Source organism: Blautia sp. Sow4_E7 (assembly GCF_052116245.1).
Classification (GTDB): Bacteria; Bacillota; Clostridia; order Lachnospirales; family Lachnospiraceae; genus Blautia_A.
Genome location: NZ_JBQKLL010000011.1, coordinates 57040 through 75315, shown reverse-complemented (window position 1 = coordinate 75315; position 18276 = coordinate 57040). Strand labels below are relative to the sequence as shown.

The following is an 18276-nucleotide window of genomic DNA, read 5'->3' as shown; positions in this document are numbered from 1 at the left end:
TGCATTACTCCGCGTAGTGACGCGCGAAAAAGCAGCATATCTTCCCAGAATTTCCAGCTGCAAATTCCAGTCTCGCCCTTATCAGCAAAAAGAGTGGGCTCACGCCCACTCCTTAAGTCAACAAGTTCTGATTTCCTACATTCTAACACCTTTAAATCTAAATTGCAAGGGCTTTTTATCAGAAAGTGCCCATTTTACGGGCTTTTAACCCTTTTCACCCCTTAAATTCTCGGTTTCGTACCCTTGGTATCACGCTTTGCAAGTTTTACTTTATTTAAAACATATGGCTTATCGTGATACTGGATGGTGTATTCCTGGCGGGGTTCCACCAGATATGCATGCTCCAGCACATCTCCGTCCCCAAGCTTCATGCCCCTTACACCTACAGAGGTTTTCTTCATGGTGGAAACGTCTGTTTTCAGAATACGAAGGAAATAACCGTTCTGACTCTGGAATACCACCTGCTCCATCTCATCTGCCGGACCTACGAAGATCAACTGATCCTCATCTCCTAACTTGGTAGAAGCAATGGTCCTCTTTGCCACATCAAACTCCGCACCAGCCACCAGCTTACACATGGAAGTCTTTGTGACAAACAGAAGGGTAGATAATTTCACCTGTCCTACAGGTGCCACGTAAAGGATCTGCTCCTGGCTGCTGTCGTAATTACTTAAGTTATCTGCCGGAGTTCCCTTATCGCGGAAACGCACCAGCGGAATATCCGCCACTTTAATGGAGTGCATCCGTCCCATATCTGTAAAAATGCAGATCTTATCCGTATTCATACAGGTAAAGATAAATTTATTCTCTGCATGGGCAGCCTCTTTGTTCCGCTCATAGGCATTCTTGTCAATAAGACGCATATAACCGAAGCGGTCCATAAGGAAGCAGACCTCTGTCTCCTCCATCTTCTTCTCTTCATAAACGGCCTCTTCTGCGTTCTCGATCACCGTTCTTCTCTTGGTGCTGTACTCTCTCTTGATTCCATCCAGCTCTGCAATGATCACTTCGCACATGGAATCATAATTATTTAAAATATCTTCATAAGAAGCAATATTCTTCATGGTCTGGTCATATTCTGCCTGAAGTGCCTCGATTTCCAGTCCGATCAGACGGTACAGACGCATTTCCAGGATGGCTGTAGCCTGATTCTCTGTAAATTTCAGATTCTTAGCGGCTTTCTCGCTGGCTTTGGACTTGAATTTGATGCCCTCTGTCACACCCTCTACCAGACATTTCTTTACCTGGTCACGGCTCTTGCTGCCCCGGAGGATCTCAATGATCAGGTCGATCACATCACAGGCTTTGATAAGACCTTCCTGGATTTCTTTCTTCTCAAGCTCCTTGCCAAGAAGGGTTTTGTACTTGCGGGTGGTGATCTCAAAGACGAAATCCACGTGATGCTCAATGATCTGCTTCAGGCTTAAGGTCTCCGGACGTCCATCTGCAACAGCCAGCATGTTTACACCGAAGGTGTCCTCCAGTCTGGTTTTCTTATAGAGCATGTTGGTCAGATTCTCTACATCTGCATCTCTCTTTAATTCCAGTACAATACGGATTCCCTCCTTGGAGGACTGGTTGGAAATGTCCACAATGTCCGTGGTCTTCTTGGTTTCCACAAGGGAAGCCACGTCATTAAGGAATTTTCCAATGTTGGCACCGATCATGGTGTATGGGATCTCGGTGATCACCAGCTGCTGGCGGCCGCCTTTTAATTTCTCCACTTCCACCTTGCCGCGAAGACGGAGCTTGCCGCTTCCGGTCTCATAAATATTCAGAAGGTCATCTTTATTTACCACAAGGCCGCCGGTAGGGAAATCCGGGCCTTTCAGGTAACGCATCAGACCTTTTACACTGATGTCATTGTTCTTAATATATGCTTTCACCGCATCCACAACCTCTCCAAGATTGTGAGGCGGAATGCTGGTTGCCATACCTACGGCGATACCATCCGCACCGTTTACCAGAAGGTTGGGGATTTTTACAGGAAGCACCTGTGGTTCCTTCTCTGTCTCGTCGAAGTTTGGCATAAAGTCTACTACATTTTTGTCAAGGTCAGCCAGAAAAACCTCCTGGGTCAGCTTCTCCAGCCTTGCCTCTGTATATCGCATGGCAGCTGCGCCGTCGCCTTCAATAGATCCGAAGTTTCCGTGGCCGTCTACCAGGATCTTGCCTTTCTTGAAGTCCTGTGCCATTACAACCAGTGCTTCGTAAATGGAGCTGTCCCCGTGAGGATGATATTTACCCATGGTATCGCCCACAATACGGGCACATTTACGGTATGGGCGGTCATAACGGATTCCCAGCTCATACATATCGTACAGGGTTCTTCGCTGTACCGGCTTCAGACCGTCACGGACATCGGGAAGTGCCCTGGAAATGATAACGCTCATGGCATAATCGATATAGGATTTTTGCATCACGTCCGCATAGTCCGTGGCAATTACATTCTCCTGTTTTGTTTCCATAATCTATTTTCCTTTCTAAAACCGGAGTCTGGTTCTCTGTTCTTTCACGCCTTCTGCACTCAGAGATTTCATCCAGATTCCAATTTTCTTCTTAAACATCCAGTTCTGCGTCTGTGGCGTGCTCGTAAATAAACGCCTTTCTTGGCGGCACGTCGCTTCCCATAAGGATCTCGGTCACGCTGGAAGCCATACGGGCATCCTCGATCTCCACACGCTTCATTCTTCTGGTCTCAGGATTTAAGGTAGTCTCCCAAAGCTGCTGGGCGTCCATTTCTCCAAGACCTTTGTATCTCTGGAGGGTAAAGCTGCCTGGCTTGTGGCTGCGGCGGTATTTCTCCAGTGCTTTGTCATCATACAGGTACTCTTCCGCTCCCTTCTTCGGCATTACTTTATAAAGAGGCGGCATTGCAATATACACATGTCCCTCATAGATCAGCTCCGGCATAAAACGATAGAATAAAGTAAGCAAAAGTGTGGAAATATGGGCACCATCCACGTCCGCATCCGCCATGATCACGATCTTGTCATAGCGAAGCTTGGTGATGTCAAAGTCATTTCCATACCCTTCGGAAAATCCGCAGCCAAAGGCATTGATCATGGTCTTGATTTCTGCGTTTGCCAGAACCTTGTCAATAGTAGCTTTCTCCACGTTCAGGATCTTACCGCGGATTGGCAGAATAGCCTGGTAGTTACGGTCCCTGGCAGTCTTTGCAGAACCACCGGCGGAATCTCCCTCTACGATAAAGATTTCACAAAGAGAAGGATCCTTTTTCTCACAGTTCGCAAGCTTGCCGTTGGAATCGAAGGAATATTTCTGCTTGGTGAGAAGGTTGGTTTTGGCACGCTCCTCTGTTTTACGGATTTTGGCAGCCTTCTCAGCGCAGGATAAAACGGTCTTCAGGGTTTCCAGATTACGGTCAAAATAGAGCACCAGCTGTTCAGACATTACTTTACCAGTGGCGCGGGCTGCATCCTGGTTGTCCAGCTTGGTCTTGGTCTGGCCCTCGAAACGGGGCTCCGGGTGCTTGATGGAAACTACTGCTGTCATTCCGTTACGGATATCTGCGCCGGTGAAGTTGGCATCTTTTTCCTTCAGGACACCAATCTCACGGGCGTAAGTATTCATTACCGTAGTAAAAGTGGTTTTAAATCCGGTGAGATGGGTTCCGCCTTCTGCATTATAAATGTTGTTGCAGAAGCCAAGTACGTTCTCGCGGAACTCGTTGGTGTACTGGAATGCCACTTCCACCTGTATCCCATCTGCCTCACCTTTCAGATAAACTGGCTCATGAAGAGCTTCGGAATTATGGTTCAGGTCTTTGATGTAGCCTACGATTCCGTCTGGCTCATGGTAGGTAATGTCCTCCGGGGTATCCCCGCGAAGATCCATAAAATGGATTGTCAGGTTGGGGTTCAGATAAGCAGTCTCATGAAGACGGCTCTTTACCTCTGTGGAAGAAAACCTTGTTTTCTCAAAAATCTCCGGGTCTGGAAGGAAGTTGACACAGGTTCCGGTCTGTCTGGTCTTGCCAAGCTTTGGAAGAAGTCCCTCTTCCAGCTCAATGGTGGGCACACCTCTCTCATAATGATCGTGGTGTACAAATCCGTCACGGCTGATCTTAATATCCAGATAAGTGGACAGGGCGTTTACAACAGAAGAACCAACGCCATGCAGACCGCCGCTTGTCTTGTAGGCGGAATTGTCAAATTTACCGCCAGCATGAAGGGTGGTAAATACAAGACGCTCCGCAGATACGCCTTTGGCATGCATATCTACCGGAATTCCTCGTCCATTATCGGTAACGGTACAGGAGCCATCTTTCTCCAAAATTACCTCTATATTTGAGCAGTAACCAGCCAGGTGCTCATCTACTGCATTGTCCACGATCTCATAGATCAGGTGGTTCAGACCTTTTCTGGATACACTTCCGATGTACATTCCCGGACGCTTCCGGACAGCCTCCAGTCCTTCCAGGACTGAAATACTACCGGCGTCGTAAGTGTCTTTCTTTGCCATGGTGTTAATTCCTTTCTTAATATCATTTCTTTCAAGCTCTGCTGTCTCATTTCAGCCATCATTCTCCTGTATCAAATTGCTGCTCATTCCGTTCGCAGCAGCTCGTTTTTGATACATGTCCAAATTCCAGCATTTATTTCAATGGTTATGAAAAGCGGACATACTCGTCCGCTTTCTCCACTTTCTTATGTTCAAACATTCGTTCTATATCATACCCCAGTTTATGGTATTTTTGCAAGTAAAATTTCCCTTTTGTATTTTGTACAAAATTTTTCAATATGGGAAACCCACATATTTCCTGGCTTTTTTCGAAGTTTTTCAAATTTTTTGCAAAAAAATAAAAAAAGTGCTTGCATTCTCCCGGAAAGTAAGATATACTAAGCAAGTCGGTTGACAAGGCCAGTTGGTCAAGGGGTTAAGACGTCGCCCTCTCACGGCGAAAACACGAGTTCGATTCTCGTACTGGCTGCTTTATTTTCCGGCAAATTGAATATATATGTTAAGCGAACCGCTTACATGGCCAGTTGGTCAAGGGGTTAAGACGTCGCCCTCTCACGGCGAAAACACGAGTTCGATTCTCGTACTGGCTGCTCTATTTTCTATAAATTGAATATGTATGTTAAGCATACCGCTTACATGGCCAGTTGGTCAAGGGGTTAAGACGTCGCCCTCTCACGGCGAAAACACGAGTTCGATTCTCGTACTGGCTGCTAGAAACTTCCGAAGTGATTCGGAAGTTTTTTTGTATATAAATAAACTCTATCCAAAAATATTTTATAATGAGCCAAACATACTTTGGGAATTTAGCTCATAGCTCGTATAAGCACAAGAAGCCATAAACATATTTCCGCGTCTGCTCATATGTCTATGACTTCTTTTCTTAATTCTGCGCTATTTTGGCTTTATTACTGCTCTGCTGTTCTTTTTCACCAGAAGAGGCAGCTGTTCAGTATTTTCATCGTTACCAGAATTGATTATTTTACTGTTCCGGCAGATGTGCTTTATTTCTTTACTGTTACAACGCACTTCTTTGTAATATTCCCAGCCTTCACGGTAATGGTTACGGTTCCAGCTTTCTTTGCAGTTACTTTGCCTTTGCTGTTTACAGTGGCAATCTTCTTATTGGAGCTGCTATACTTGATGGTTGCTTCTGCTCCGGACGGGGTAAGCTTCGCCTTGATGGTGAAGGATTTGCCCTTCTTTAATGTCTTGGTGGCTGGTACGCCGGTCATGCCGGTTGGGGCTTTCTTGGCTACTTTTACCTTGACATTCTTGGTTTTCTTGCCAGATTTTACCTTGATGGTAGCTGTTCCGGATTTCTTGGCTGTGATCACGCCATTTTTTGTGACTGTGGCAACCTTTTTATTGGTTGAAGTGTAGCTTACCTTGTTTAAGCTGGTGACTGGGCTTACTACTGGTGTCAGTTTCAGCTTCTCTCCTGTTGTCAGGTTTACAGTAGATGGAACAGTGATAGAAGAGGTTGCAACTGCTTTCTTCTGAACCACTACCGTCACCTGTGCGGATGCACCGCTGGCAAGCTTCACAGTGATCACGGTAGTACCAGCTTTCTTAGCTACTACATTTCCGCCGCTGATTACTGCGATAGATGGCTTGCTGCTGGTGCAGGCTGCTGCATTAATGGAATCACCTGTTGTGAATCCGGTTACCAGTTTGCCAAGGGCCACTTTCTTCTTCAGCTGAAGCGGCACTTTCGCAGATACCACTTTTATGGTTCCATTCAGTTTCGCTACCACTGCTGTCTCTGTCTTACCACAAACCTTACAGGTTCTGGTCTTCACACCTGCTGCCAGAACGGTCGGAGCCTTGGTTACGGTGTACTCGCCAAAGCTGTGCTTTCCAGTTGCCGGGATTGCAGTCGCTGCGTCTTTCTTACCGCAAACACTGCATTCTTTATGCTGGCTTCCTGCTGCTCCGCAGGTTGCTGCTTTGTCAATCTTGGTTACCATGTTGTGTTTTCCAGTTGCTGGAATTGTTTCTTCCTTGGTCTGTCCGCATCCAGTACAGGTGTAGACCTTTGTACCTGCTTTTGCACAGGTAGCTGCGGTCTTCACGGTACCTGCATTCCATACATGTTTGTGGACATCTTCTTTTACAAAACTTGCTTCCATCAGGAAGGACTTTGTGCTGTAAGAGTCATTACGGCCACATTTCAGATAGTAGGTTTTTCCTTTTTCCAGACTATACTGCACATTAAAGGATCTGTAATAATAGCCATCTACATTACTGCTGGTCAGTTCATTCATCTGGGCATCATACAGGCTTGCATAGGTTGACATGCTGCTCATAGCCTGGAACTGCCAGATACCGGAACGATCTGGTACAAATTTATAATATTTGTACATACCTGCTAATTGAGTGGAAACTCTCGTTCTTTTTCCTGCTGTAAGTGTAATAGCTGTCTCTGGCTCTGCAGCAGTCTTTTCTTTTAATTCCTGTGGACCTACCACAATTTCAATTGTTGAGACACTTCCATAATCATCTGCAACATCACAGCAATATCTTCGAAGCTCATTAATAGCGTCTGTGGTATAAGAAGACTTGTCACCATTTGCCAATTCTGTCCACATTGAATCTCCATTTGGTGTAAACTGATACCACTTATAAGTCATCTTCTTACAATTTGCCCCTGCTACTGCATTTGCAGACAGAGTTGCAGCTGTGCCTTTTGGTACCCATACATTTTTAATGCTGCTAAAACTAATATCCGGTTGTCCATATACATCGAACCATACATAAGCAGAATTATATCCATCCGATACTTTGCACCTATAAGATACAGACTGCTTTTCTACGCGTTTCACTGTATAAATACTTCCATTTGCGTCCGTAATCCTAGTCCATACATCCTCATCGTTATTATTCCTAAAATACCATTCATAGCTTAAGTCGTAATTAGACTTTGCGGATACTTTCAGCTGAACATTCTCAGTACCAGTTTTTACGACAATAGGCTGGATCTCATCTGTATCTATAACGAAACCGCTCTCTGGATTAATATAAAAATATTGTTGCCTCCAGTCCTTTCCATTAGATACTTCACAATAATAACTCGTCTCTTTTGTTACATTTTCGACCTTATAAGATGCAGTATTTGCGCCATTTACAGATACATATTCATTTTCATCTTCATCAACAACGCGGAACCATTGATATGTAAGTTCTTCGCCTTGTGCGCCAGTAATGTCAGTCGTTAAATTAACGTTTTCTCCTAATTTCACAGTCATCGTCTTCGTTTGTCCTCCAGAAAGGCTAGAAGACCTTCTTACTGTGAACTGCTGTTCCGCTGTCGCTCCATTGGAACCGGTTACCTTACACCGATAGGTTTTTTCAGAATTCTGTACCTCAACTTCACAAGTTGGAGAAGCAGCACCTTGAATAGGCTCAAGTTCAAAATACTCATTCTCAAACTCATCATATTTCCAGGTTTCCACATACCACTGATAGGTCAGATTTACTCCGGTTTCCGAAACAGCTTCCGCATCAAGCACTACCTTGCTGCCAACTTTGCCTTCTTTATAAGTTTCTGTCTCCTTAAATACAATACAGGAATCAATTTCCACATGGAACCATACTTCTTCAGTACTTTTGCTGTCTTTAATGCGACAATAATAGTTTGCATCGCCCCACAAACTACCCGTTGCCAGTTTTTCAGCATTTTCACCTTCCAGCGGTTTGTAGGATCCTTCTTCATTTGCTTTATACCACTGATAACTAAGTGCTTCACCTGTTACAGATGTAGCGGAAACTGACAGTTCCAATGCCTCACCTGGATCAATTGTTAGTCTTCTTCCTGTAGCGCCTACAAAAATACGGCGTACATGAATTTCAAAGCTAATAATGAAACGATTTCCATAACCATCTGTTACCCGGCAAGCATATGATTGATTTTCTTTTATATTCTCAATTGTATAATTGTTCTGATTCACACCTGGAATTATTTGTTCATCCTCTTCATCATCACATACATACCATTGATATGTCAGTTCAACTCCTGGCTTTGCTTTAGCTATGACTTCCATTGTAACAGATCCGTCATAATCTACATCAAATTCTGTCTGGGTAGCACTATAATCAATTTTTAACCCAGAATCTATCTTGAGATTAAAAATAACATACTGCTCTTCGTTTCCATCAGAAACACGGCAATAATATTCTGCATTTTTCGTTATATTTTCAACCTTCAGGCTGGCTTTATCTTTGTTCCCTTCGATTTCTTCCCCATCGCCTTCCTCATTTCTACGGAACCACTGATAAGTCAGTTTATCTGTCAATTTGGAAGAAGCAGAAACCTTTAATTCCACAGTAGCATTTAAATCAACTTTTATATTCTGCTCAGTCTCTCCTTCAATTTGCAGGCTCTTCACATTTATATCGAAATACTCATCCAAACCATTTCCATATGGATCTGCTACAATACATTTATAGCGAACACTGCTATTTAATGCTCCCGTTGTAAATTCGGCTCCTGTTGCCCCGGAAATTTCAACCCATTCCTCAGTCTCGCCATTTGGTTTCCATTGATACCATTGATAACTAAGAGCCACTCCTTCATCGGCGCTTATAGTAGTTTTCAAGTTTTTGCTTTCGCCAGCCTCTATTTCATCCAAATGACTTGAATAATCCTCGTCTTCATACTTAAGCCCGGAATCTACACTTATGGAAAAATACTCACCACATTCGTAACCGTCATCAGAAGTCAAGCAGCAATAAGTTTCCCTCTCAGTAACATCATCCAAGACAAATGTAGACTGGTCAGCACCCTCAATCTCTTCATAGTCATATTTTTCTTCATTCCACTTTTTCCACTGATACTTAAGATCTTTTCCAAGCAGTGAATATGCCGCAGAGTTCAGGACTGCCTGTCCATGTGCCTTAACAGATACGTCTTCATAACGATAGTCCTCATCTTCACTGTTTTCCAGGGCAATCGTTTTTACTCTAACGCCATAATTCTCATATTGTGAGAACCCATCTGTATCAGTTGTAACACAATAATAATTCCTAGACTGCACAGCACTTTCGATTACAAGTACAGAACTGGTTGCTCCTTCTATGGGAACCATGTCCTCACTTCCCGTGTTCCAGTCACTTTCATACCACTGATAGGTCAATGCCGAGCCATCTGTAGAATAAGCCTCTGACGTAAGTTCTACACGGTCATAAAGTTTTACATTCGGCCAGTGGTCTGTATTATAATTAACATCTATGCTCTCTGGTGAAACCAGATTCTCTGTTTCCTGCGGTTCTTCCGTTGCCTGGAAATCTGACTCTGCTCCGGCAGCACCCTCGTCAGATGTAAATCCATCTTCCGCATCTGCGCTTTCAAAAGCATCCGCTCCAGCCCCGCCCGCGTCCGATGCAGCCTCTTCTACTGCAAATCCGTCAGCTGCGTCCCCACTGCTTTCCACTTCCGCGCTGATTTCATCTCCAGCTATAAATCCGTCTGTTTCTTCCGCAGCACTGACCATCAGGCTGTTTGCAGGAAGTGAAGTCACGGTCATAGCCAGCGCCATAAACAGTGCTATTCGTTTTCTCTTCATGTGTATTCCTCCCGTTTATTTTTTCGATCTACTGCTGTGCAGCAATCAATTATAAACTAATTTTAACGGATTTTATCTATATTTTCAATTAAATTCTGTGCACTTTTCATCCAATTTTAATAGGTTGTTTTTGTAAATTTTCACTAATTTATTCTTTCGGAAGTGCAATTGATGATAACAATTATTATCGTCGTAAAAAAATACGAGCAGTTTACACTGCCCGCATTTTTCTGCAAATTATAAATTATTCCTCGCTCTTCTGACAAAGGCATGAACGTACTCAATCTCGATTATGTTTATCAGGAAGAATGGGAAGCCATTTATTTCCATCATCATATGCACTCTTATCAGGAATATCTGACCAAGTATCCCAATCTTTACCACCTGCAACAAACATAAAATAATTTCCCTTTATATCCCGATAAACCTGACCATACCTTATATTTGTAAACTTATTATATTCGGGTTTTAAATTAGAGTCATCCCAGGCATTCTTAATCATATCCTCTCGAAATGGAGGAAATTGCATAGTTGCATTGTTTTCAGGATTAAAACTATCCTTAATATCATGCTGACCAGGATCTTCGCAGATATATATCTGACCTTTATATCTATATAATTGACCTCGTTTATACCAACCATCACTCGTCGGCATATCCACAACATCTTCCACGAATTTCTCATAGATTTCACCCGGTGTTAACGTTGTTCCCCCATCACTATCGCCTGATTCAAATCCATCAGATGAACTGCCATCCCCCGATACACCTGTATCGGTTCCTCCAGTCCCTATTTCATCAGTACTGCCGCCTCCGGTTCCTGTTCCTCCGCTGCTGCTTCCGCCAGTTCCAGTTCCTCCAGTACTACCTCCTCCAGTTTCGGTTCCTCCGGTACTACTTCCGCCAGTTCCGGTTCCTCCAGTACTACCGCCTCCGGTTTCGGTTCCTCCGTTGCTGCTTCCTCCAGTTCCGGTTCCTCCAGTACTGCTTCCGCCAGTTCCCGCTCCGCCAGTACTGCCGCCTCCGGTTCCGATTCCGCCAGTATTGCTTCCTCCGGTTCCTGCTCCGCCAGTACCGCTTCCTCCAGTTCCGGTACCTCCGCTGCTTCCTCCGGTACTGCCACTTCCGGTTCCATTCCAGTTTAACGTAACAGAATCTGTCTGCGGATTATAACTTACCTCACAAGAGCCCTTTGCCTTTGGTTTTCCAATCCAATGAGCGGTATCCGTAGAAGACACCCCCCAATGCTTAATTCTGCCGAACTCTGCCAATCATCTATCTCCTGATGCAACGGAGAAACAATAACAGAATATCTTCCATCAGCCTTACGTATAACCTGTGAAGAATCTTTACTATATGTAATGCTGCCATCTCCAGTTATAGCCGCCGTCATAACTTCCGCGTAAGCAGATCTTACGTCCGAAAGATCTGTTGCTTCCCGGGCCTTTTCTAACTGAGTTGTAAATATTGGAATAGAAATTGCAACCAAAACTGCAATAATTGCCACAACAATCAACAATTCTGCTAAAGTAAATCCATTTTTCCCTTTATATTTCTTTCTCATAGCTGTTCACTTCCCGTTTATCTCAAGAGATTTCCCCCAAAAACAGCTTCGAAATCCAAGCTGCCGTCTGGGTTTTCTATAGTAAATAATACCATAAGCACTTCCTAAAATCTACACAAAAAAGCTGTCGTTTTACCAGCACTTCGCACTAGGCGTAGCCTGTAAAGCAACAGCTTTCCTACTATTTCTTAATTCAGTTCAAGTCTTTATTCTTCCGTATCCTCCGCCGGTTCTGCGGGGATAAAAACGCGGGAGTTTTCGTGTTTTTCTTTTTGTTTCAAAGCATTGGCCCTCTCAGTGGCTTCCTTGCAGAATTCCATCTGGGAATTGATCAGAAGCTTGCCTCTCTTGTCCTGCTTCTCGTAGGTTCCGTCTGGCTGGAGAAGGTGGGCCTTCACATTGTCGCGGAATTCCAGGTCCAGTACATGCTTGATCTCATTCTTGATCTGCTCGTCCTCAACCGGGAAAACGATCTCCACACGGCGGTCCAGGTTACGAGGCATCCAGTCCGCACTGCCCATATAGATCTCATCGCTTCCGTTATTATGAAAATAGAAGATACGGCTGTGCTCCAGGAAGTTTCCTACGATGGAACGCACATGGATATTCTCGCTCACACCCGGGATTCCCACTCTCAGACAGCAGATACCACGGATCAGCAGGTAAATCTGCACACCGCAGGAGGATGCATGATAAAGGGCTGCAATGATCTTCGGATCGCAAAGGGAGTTCATCTTCGCCACGATCAGCGCCGGCATTCCCTTTTTGGCATGCTCTGCCTCTCTCTCGATCAGCTTCAGGAAGCGGTCCTTCATCCAGATCGGTGCCACGATCAGACGGTTCCAGCTCTTCGGTTCGGAATATCCGGAAAGCATATTAAATACCGCTGTGGCATCCTCTCCGAAACGCTCGTCGCAGGTAAAAATACCGCAGTCTGTATACAGCTTGGCTGTAGAATCATTATAGTTACCAGTTGCCAGATGGACATAACGACGGATTCCGGTATCCTCCCGGCGGACCACCAGAGTAATCTTACTGTGTGTCTTCAGTCCAACCAGGCCGTAGATAACATGGCAGCCTGCTTTTTCCAGCATTTTCGCCCATACAATGTTGTGTTCCTCATCAAAACGTGCCTTCAGCTCTACCAGAACAGAAACCTGTTTGCCGTTCTCTGCAGCCTGGGCCAGCGCCGCAATGATCGGGGAGTTTCCGCTGACACGGTACAGCGTCTGCTTGATCGCCAGTACATCCGGATCCTTAGCCGCCTGGCGGACAAAATTTACAACCGGGTCAAAGCTCATATATGGATGATGAAGGAACACATCTCCCTCACGGATCACCTGGAAAATATCCTTGCTGGTATCTGCAAATGCAGGTACCACAGCAGGTGTATATTTCGGCTCTTTGTACTGGTCAAAGCCATCCTGTCCGTAAACCTTCATCAGCATGGTCAAATCCAGCGGTCCGTTAATATAGAAAATATCCTCTTCCTTAATGTCAAATTCTTTTTTCAGAATACCAAGTAGTCTGGAATCGGTCTTATCCTCCACTTCCAGACGAATCACCTCGCCCCACTGACGCTTCTTCAGCTGCTTCTGGATCTCCACCAGAAGATCCTCTGCACCGTCCTCATCAATAGAAAGGTCCGCATTTCTCATAATACGGTAAGGATGGGCACAAACCACATCGTAGCCGAGGAAAAGCTTGTCAATATTGCGCTCGATGATCTCCTCCAGAAGGATCACTGTGGTGTCCTCTTTTTTCTCAGATGGGATCACAATGACGCGTGGCAGTACAGACGGCACCTGCACAGTGGCAAATACCAGCACATCTTTGCCCTTTTTCTTATCCTTCTTGGAAATCAGGGCACCGATATTCAGGGTCTTGTTGCGGATCAGCGGGAACGGTCTGGAAGAATCCATTGCCATAGGTGTAAGCACCGGATAAACATTGTCCTCAAAATAACGGTCCACATACTCCTGCTGCTCCTGGTTTAATTTCTCATGTTCCATCACCAGATGCAGCCCAACCTTCTCCAATGCCGGAAGAAGGGAGCGGTTCAGGGTGCTGTACTGGGAACGGACAAGCTCATGAGTCTGGGCGCTGATCTCTTTTAGCTGCTCCTTAGGACTCATTCCGGCAATATCTGTTTTCTCATAGCCAGCGTGCACCTGATCCTTCAAAGAAGCCACACGGACCATATAGAACTCATCCAGGTTGGAAGATACAATGCTGGTAAATTTCAGCCTTTCAAATAATGGCAGGCTTTTATCTCTTGCTTCTGAGAGAACACGGTCGTCAAACTTCAGCCAGCTTAACTCCCTGTTCACGAAATACTCCGGTTTTTCAAAATTTTTCAGATCCATTGTGCCCCTCCTCACACTTTTCTCTTACGTCTGAATACCAGACGGATGCCAAATACCTCTTCAAAAAACTCAACTTTATCCATAAGAAGTCCAAGCTCCAGGGAAATATCCTGCTCAGAATCTACGGTGAGAAGCAGGGTTCTGTCCTTAAGCACAGCCTTCATATTCTTTACCTTCTGATAATGGCTGCGGTCCATGGCGTTTGCAATACGAAGGATCGCGGTCAGCTTGGCGATCAGCAGATATACGGAACGGTCCATTCCGATCTCTCCTGCGATCTCGCTGTAATAAACAAATTCTGTGGTATTGTAGCGCACTGCATTTGCAATGATCTGGCGCTCTTCTGTGGAAAGTCCGATGATCTCCGTGGCCATAATGATCTGGTAAGAACACTCTGCCACATCTCCCATGCTGATGTATTTTCCACAGTCATGAAGCTGGACAGCAATCTGGAGCAGCAGACGCTCCCTGTCTCCCATTCCGTGAACCTTCTTCATGCTGTCAAAAATGGCCAGCGCCAGGTCGGTAGTGCCCTTGATATGGTCTTTTCCAGTGGAATAACGTTTGGCAATGTTCCTGGATGCCACCAGAATATCATTTTCGAAATTGTGTGCACTCTTGATAAAATTCTTCTTTTCCCCGAAGTCATAGGCAATACCGTCAAGAAGAGATACACCCGGCATCCACAAAGACTCTGCATTGAAAAGATCCATAAAGTCCTTACAGATGACCATAGTCGGCACAATGAGAGTGGCATACTCCGGATCAATGTCCATCTCTTCTGCCAGAGACTCCTCTGTCTTATAGACTGTGTTCTCATAGCGCTTCTCAAACTCTGCTTTTGTGAGAATATTATCCTGTCTCTCTTCCCGGAAAATGGTCTCTGTAAGGAAATCTCCCATAAGAATCACATTCTTAATGTCCCGGTCCTTCAGGTAAAGGCGCTTAAAGCCTGTCAGGTCATTGCGGATAAATTCCTCTACCAGCTGTGCATAGTTGGTGTTGGATTTCTCCAGCTCTTTCAAACGCTGGCGGATACGCACGCTTCCCATTTTCAGGCTCTGGGTAGTAACAAGCGTATCCTTGTCAAACAGGGAGATCTGCAGGTTTCCGCCTCCTACGTCCAGAATGGCTGTTCCCTTCTGGATCATTTTCTTGAAGCCGTTCTCAATGGCTGCAATGGACTTATAGCCAAGGAAATGCTGTTCTGCATTGCTTAACACTTCTACATGAACTCCGGTTCTTCTGTAAATCTGATCAATGATAATGATCGGATTCTTCATCTCACGGAACACACTGGTAGTGCAGGCGCGGTACTCCTTCACCCCGTACTCTGCCATGATCCGCTTAAAATCATTCAGGACCTCACAGATGGTATCCACCTTGTCTACCTCCATGGTTCCACCGGAATATACCCCAACTCCAAGATTCAGCCGATACCGGATATCGTCTACCGTCCGAAAGCCGCCTTTTTTGGAAAATTCGAAAATTTTCATGGTGATCTCATAGGAACTGATATCAATCGCCGCAAATGTGGTCACTGCCATACGTTTCTCCCTCCTGCCAAGGATTTTTCGTCTTTGCTTTGCAGAACCTGTCTCTGTTTTCTGCCGGCAAAAACTTTTCTTATGTTTGCTTTTACTGCTCTTCACTTGTACCCAGAATATGGTCAATAAACTGCTGCGCTGTTCTTCCTGTCAGGCCGCCGTGGGAAAGCTCCCAGGCATTTGCCTTCATAAGAAGCTCTTCTGTTGGCATTGTAACACCATAGCGCTGAGCCAGCGTAGTTACAATATTCTGGAATTCTTTCTTGTTCGGTGCACCGAAATAGATGCGCACACCAAAACGGTAAACCAGGGAAAGCTTCTCCTGTACGGTATCGGAGGAATGCAGATCTTCGTCGTCTGCCACCTCCAGCTTATCCCCGGATTTCTCCCGCACAAGATGACGTCGGTTGCTGGTTGCGTAGATCAGAATGTTGTCCGGCTTTTTCTCCAGACCGCCTTCGATCACTGCTTTCAGATACTTATATTCGATTTCAAATTCCTCAAAGGAAAGATCATCCATATAAAGAATAAATTTGTAGTTCCGATTCTTGATCTGTGCGATCACATCATTCAGATCCTGGAACTGATGCTTATACACCTCGATAATACGAAGTCCCTCATCATAGTAGCGGTTCAGGATCCCCTTGATACTGGAGGATTTACCAGTTCCTGCATCACCAAAAAGGAGACAGTTGTTGGCTTTTCTTCCTCTTACAAAGGCTTCTGTATTCTCGATCAGCTTCTGCTTCGGGATCTCATATCCAACCAGATCGTCCAGATTTACATGGGCAATTCTGGTAATTGGTGCGATCACCGGCTTTCCATCCCTGCCATGCTCAATACGGAATGCCTTGTTCAGTCCCAGCTTTCCTACACCGAAATCCTTATAGAACTGTACCATGTCTGCCATAAATTCTTCCACAGTAGCAGCCTCTGCCAGTGTTTTGCTCATATCGCAGATCCTGTCACAGATACGCTGGTTGTATACCTTGCTGTTGCATCCTGTATTCACATAGCTGCAGAGAAAATCTGCACAGTCTGTTCCGAAAGCCTGGTCAAAAACAGCAAGATCAAAGTCATAGAGTTCCTTGAAAATCTGGAAATCATGAAGTGCCAGGTGGTTAATGCTGCCCTCCACTGCTCCCCGGATCTCGGAAGCGGTGCTGAATGCGTTCTCGTGATTAACCAGAAGCTGTGTCAGATATGTGTGCCACAAATTTCCGGAAAATCCGTACATGCCTGCCATTTCCACCAGACTGCCCACCATATGGAAAAATTCTTCCTTACGGTTTCCCAGATCTTCTTCTGCCTCGTAGCTGTTCATCAGTGATGTCATTGTATGCAGTATCTCACCGTTTTCAAAATCACGGTAAAGGATACATTCTTCTGTTCTTGCCATTTTTGTTTCCTCTCAATTCCATGGTGCATTTACATGTTTCTACTTTCCAGACTACTATTTGCAACCTTCCTGCCGGTACGCGTCCAGATTCATAAGTTCCTGTATTTGCAACCGTTTTTCCATTCTACTTTTCTTATATTAAAAACAGATAAAATCTTCTTAAATTCTTTGGTTATTTTTTAACAATCATAGTGAAACCGTATCTTTGAATTATCTTCTGCAATTAATAATTGCCCAGAATTTTCAAATAACTGGTCTCCGCTTCCATGCCGCGAAGCGCATTTTTCACCGCACTGTCCCGCAGATTTCCTTCAAAATCCACAAAGAAACGGTATTCCCAGGTCTTGCCAACAATGGGGCGGGACTCGATCTTGGTCATGTTCAGACCATTGTAGATCATATGGGAGAGCACGTTATAAAGTGTTCCACTCTCATGGCGCGCCTCAAAGCACACGCTGATCTTGGAGCTGTTATTCTCATAAACCGGCTTTTTCGCCAGAATAATAAACCGGGTCACGTTGCTGTCATTTTTGCAGATATTCTCTGCCAGAACCTTCAGATTATAAAATTCTCCAGCTTCCCGGCTTGCGATAGCTGCGTGTGTCTTATCCTGCTCCTCGCTGACCTTCTTAGCTGCAGCTGCAGTATTGCTTACTGCTGCCTGTTTCCAGTTTCTATGCTCTTCCAGATATTCCTTGCACTGGGCAAGTCCCTGTGGATGGGAATAGACACAGGATATGTTGGAAAGCTCTGCCTCAGGCATACCCAGCAGTACATGCTCCACCTTCAGCACCTGCTCTCCCACAATAAACAGATTATATTCGGTAAGAAGGTCATAAATGTCTGCCACAATTCCGGCTGTGGAATTTTCAATAGGAAGAACTGCATAATCGGCTCTTCCGGCTGCTACTTCTTCCATGGCATCCCGGAACAGCTTCACATGGTAGCTCTTAATATCCTCCTGGAAATAAGCGCGCATGGCTCCGTAACTGTAAGCGCCCTCTACTCCCTGAAAAACAACGGTCACATTGTTTCTTGGAAGCTGGTCTACCATCTGGAAATCCTCTTCTTCCTTAGGACCATGCTGGGTAAGAAGCTGGTACTGGCGTTTCCTGCTGATTGCCATGATCTGCTGAAAAAGCTCCTGTGCTCCCAGTTCATTGAACTCTCCATGGGCTTTTTTCCGGATTTCTTCCAGCTTGGCATGTTCCCTTTCCGGATCCAGCACCTTCTTTCCAGTGCGGATCTTATACTCTGCTACTTCCTCGCAGACCTTCATTCGTTTCTCGAAAAGCTCTACCATCTGGTTGTCAATTTCGTCTATCTTCCGCCTGCATTCCTGCAAATCTGTCATA

General features: G+C 45.1%; 10 protein-coding genes and 3 tRNA genes. 3 read left to right on the top strand and 10 right to left on the bottom strand.

Annotation, left to right across the window (positions count from 1 at the left end; genetic code table 11):
• Positions 1-221 precede the first annotated feature (221 nt).
• Both ACTQ50_RS08720 and ACTQ50_RS08715 read right to left on the bottom strand, forming a co-directional pair.
• Positions 222-2468 (bottom strand): DNA gyrase/topoisomerase IV subunit A, encoded by a 2247-nt coding sequence (locus ACTQ50_RS08720; protein ID WP_441483874.1) that lies wholly within the window; start codon positions 2466-2468, stop codon positions 222-224.
• A gap of 91 nt (positions 2469-2559) precedes the next feature.
• The gene (locus ACTQ50_RS08715) at positions 2560-4485 is read right to left on the bottom strand and encodes a DNA gyrase/topoisomerase IV subunit B (protein ID WP_441483873.1); all 1926 of its coding nucleotides are present in this window, start codon (positions 4483-4485) and stop codon (positions 2560-2562) included.
• A gap of 397 nt (positions 4486-4882) precedes the next feature.
• On the opposite strand from ACTQ50_RS08715, the gene ACTQ50_RS08710 reads away from it, so the two are divergent.
• From ACTQ50_RS08710 to ACTQ50_RS08700, 3 genes are all read left to right on the top strand, one after another.
• Positions 4883-4954: transfer RNA gene (locus ACTQ50_RS08710), tRNA-Glu, on the top strand.
• Between the two features lie 49 nt (positions 4955-5003).
• Positions 5004-5075: transfer RNA gene (locus ACTQ50_RS08705), tRNA-Glu, on the top strand.
• A 48-nt stretch (positions 5076-5123) separates the two neighbouring features.
• A tRNA-Glu gene (locus tag ACTQ50_RS08700) sits at positions 5124-5195 on the top strand.
• A gap of 291 nt (positions 5196-5486) precedes the next feature.
• On the opposite strand, the gene ACTQ50_RS08695 is transcribed toward ACTQ50_RS08700, so the two are convergent.
• The 8 genes from ACTQ50_RS08695 to pheA form a co-directional block, all read right to left on the bottom strand.
• On the bottom strand, positions 5487-10046 hold the full coding sequence (locus tag ACTQ50_RS08695) for an Ig-like domain-containing protein (protein WP_441483872.1): 4560 nt from the start codon (positions 10044-10046) through the stop codon (positions 5487-5489).
• A gap of 280 nt (positions 10047-10326) precedes the next feature.
• Positions 10327-10719 carry a hypothetical protein gene (locus tag ACTQ50_RS08690; protein ID WP_441483871.1) on the bottom strand — a complete coding sequence of 131 codons (393 nt, stop codon included), beginning with the start codon at positions 10717-10719 and terminating at the stop codon, positions 10327-10329.
• A 116-nt stretch (positions 10720-10835) separates the two neighbouring features.
• Positions 10836-11168 (bottom strand): hypothetical protein, encoded by a 333-nt coding sequence (locus ACTQ50_RS08685; protein WP_441483870.1) that lies wholly within the window; start codon positions 11166-11168, stop codon positions 10836-10838.
• A gap of 51 nt (positions 11169-11219) precedes the next feature.
• Positions 11220-11609 carry a type IV pilin protein gene (locus ACTQ50_RS08680; RefSeq protein WP_441483869.1) on the bottom strand — a complete coding sequence of 130 codons (390 nt, stop codon included), beginning with the start codon at positions 11607-11609 and terminating at the stop codon, positions 11220-11222.
• A gap of 206 nt (positions 11610-11815) precedes the next feature.
• The gene (locus ACTQ50_RS08675; RefSeq protein ID WP_441483868.1) at positions 11816-13975 is read right to left on the bottom strand and encodes an RNA degradosome polyphosphate kinase; all 2160 of its coding nucleotides are present in this window, start codon (positions 13973-13975) and stop codon (positions 11816-11818) included.
• Between the two features lie 11 nt (positions 13976-13986).
• Complete coding sequence (locus ACTQ50_RS08670; RefSeq protein ID WP_441483867.1) at positions 13987-15522, bottom strand: Ppx/GppA phosphatase family protein; 1536 nt, start codon at positions 15520-15522, stop codon at positions 13987-13989.
• Positions 15523-15613: 91 nt separating this feature from the next.
• The gene (locus tag ACTQ50_RS08665; protein WP_441483866.1) at positions 15614-16921 is read right to left on the bottom strand and encodes an ATP-binding protein; all 1308 of its coding nucleotides are present in this window, start codon (positions 16919-16921) and stop codon (positions 15614-15616) included.
• A 223-nt stretch (positions 16922-17144) separates the two neighbouring features.
• Positions 17145-18275 carry a prephenate dehydratase gene (gene pheA, locus ACTQ50_RS08660; protein ID WP_441483865.1) on the bottom strand — a complete coding sequence of 377 codons (1131 nt, stop codon included), beginning with the start codon at positions 18273-18275 and terminating at the stop codon, positions 17145-17147.
• Position 18276 lies beyond the last annotated feature (1 nt).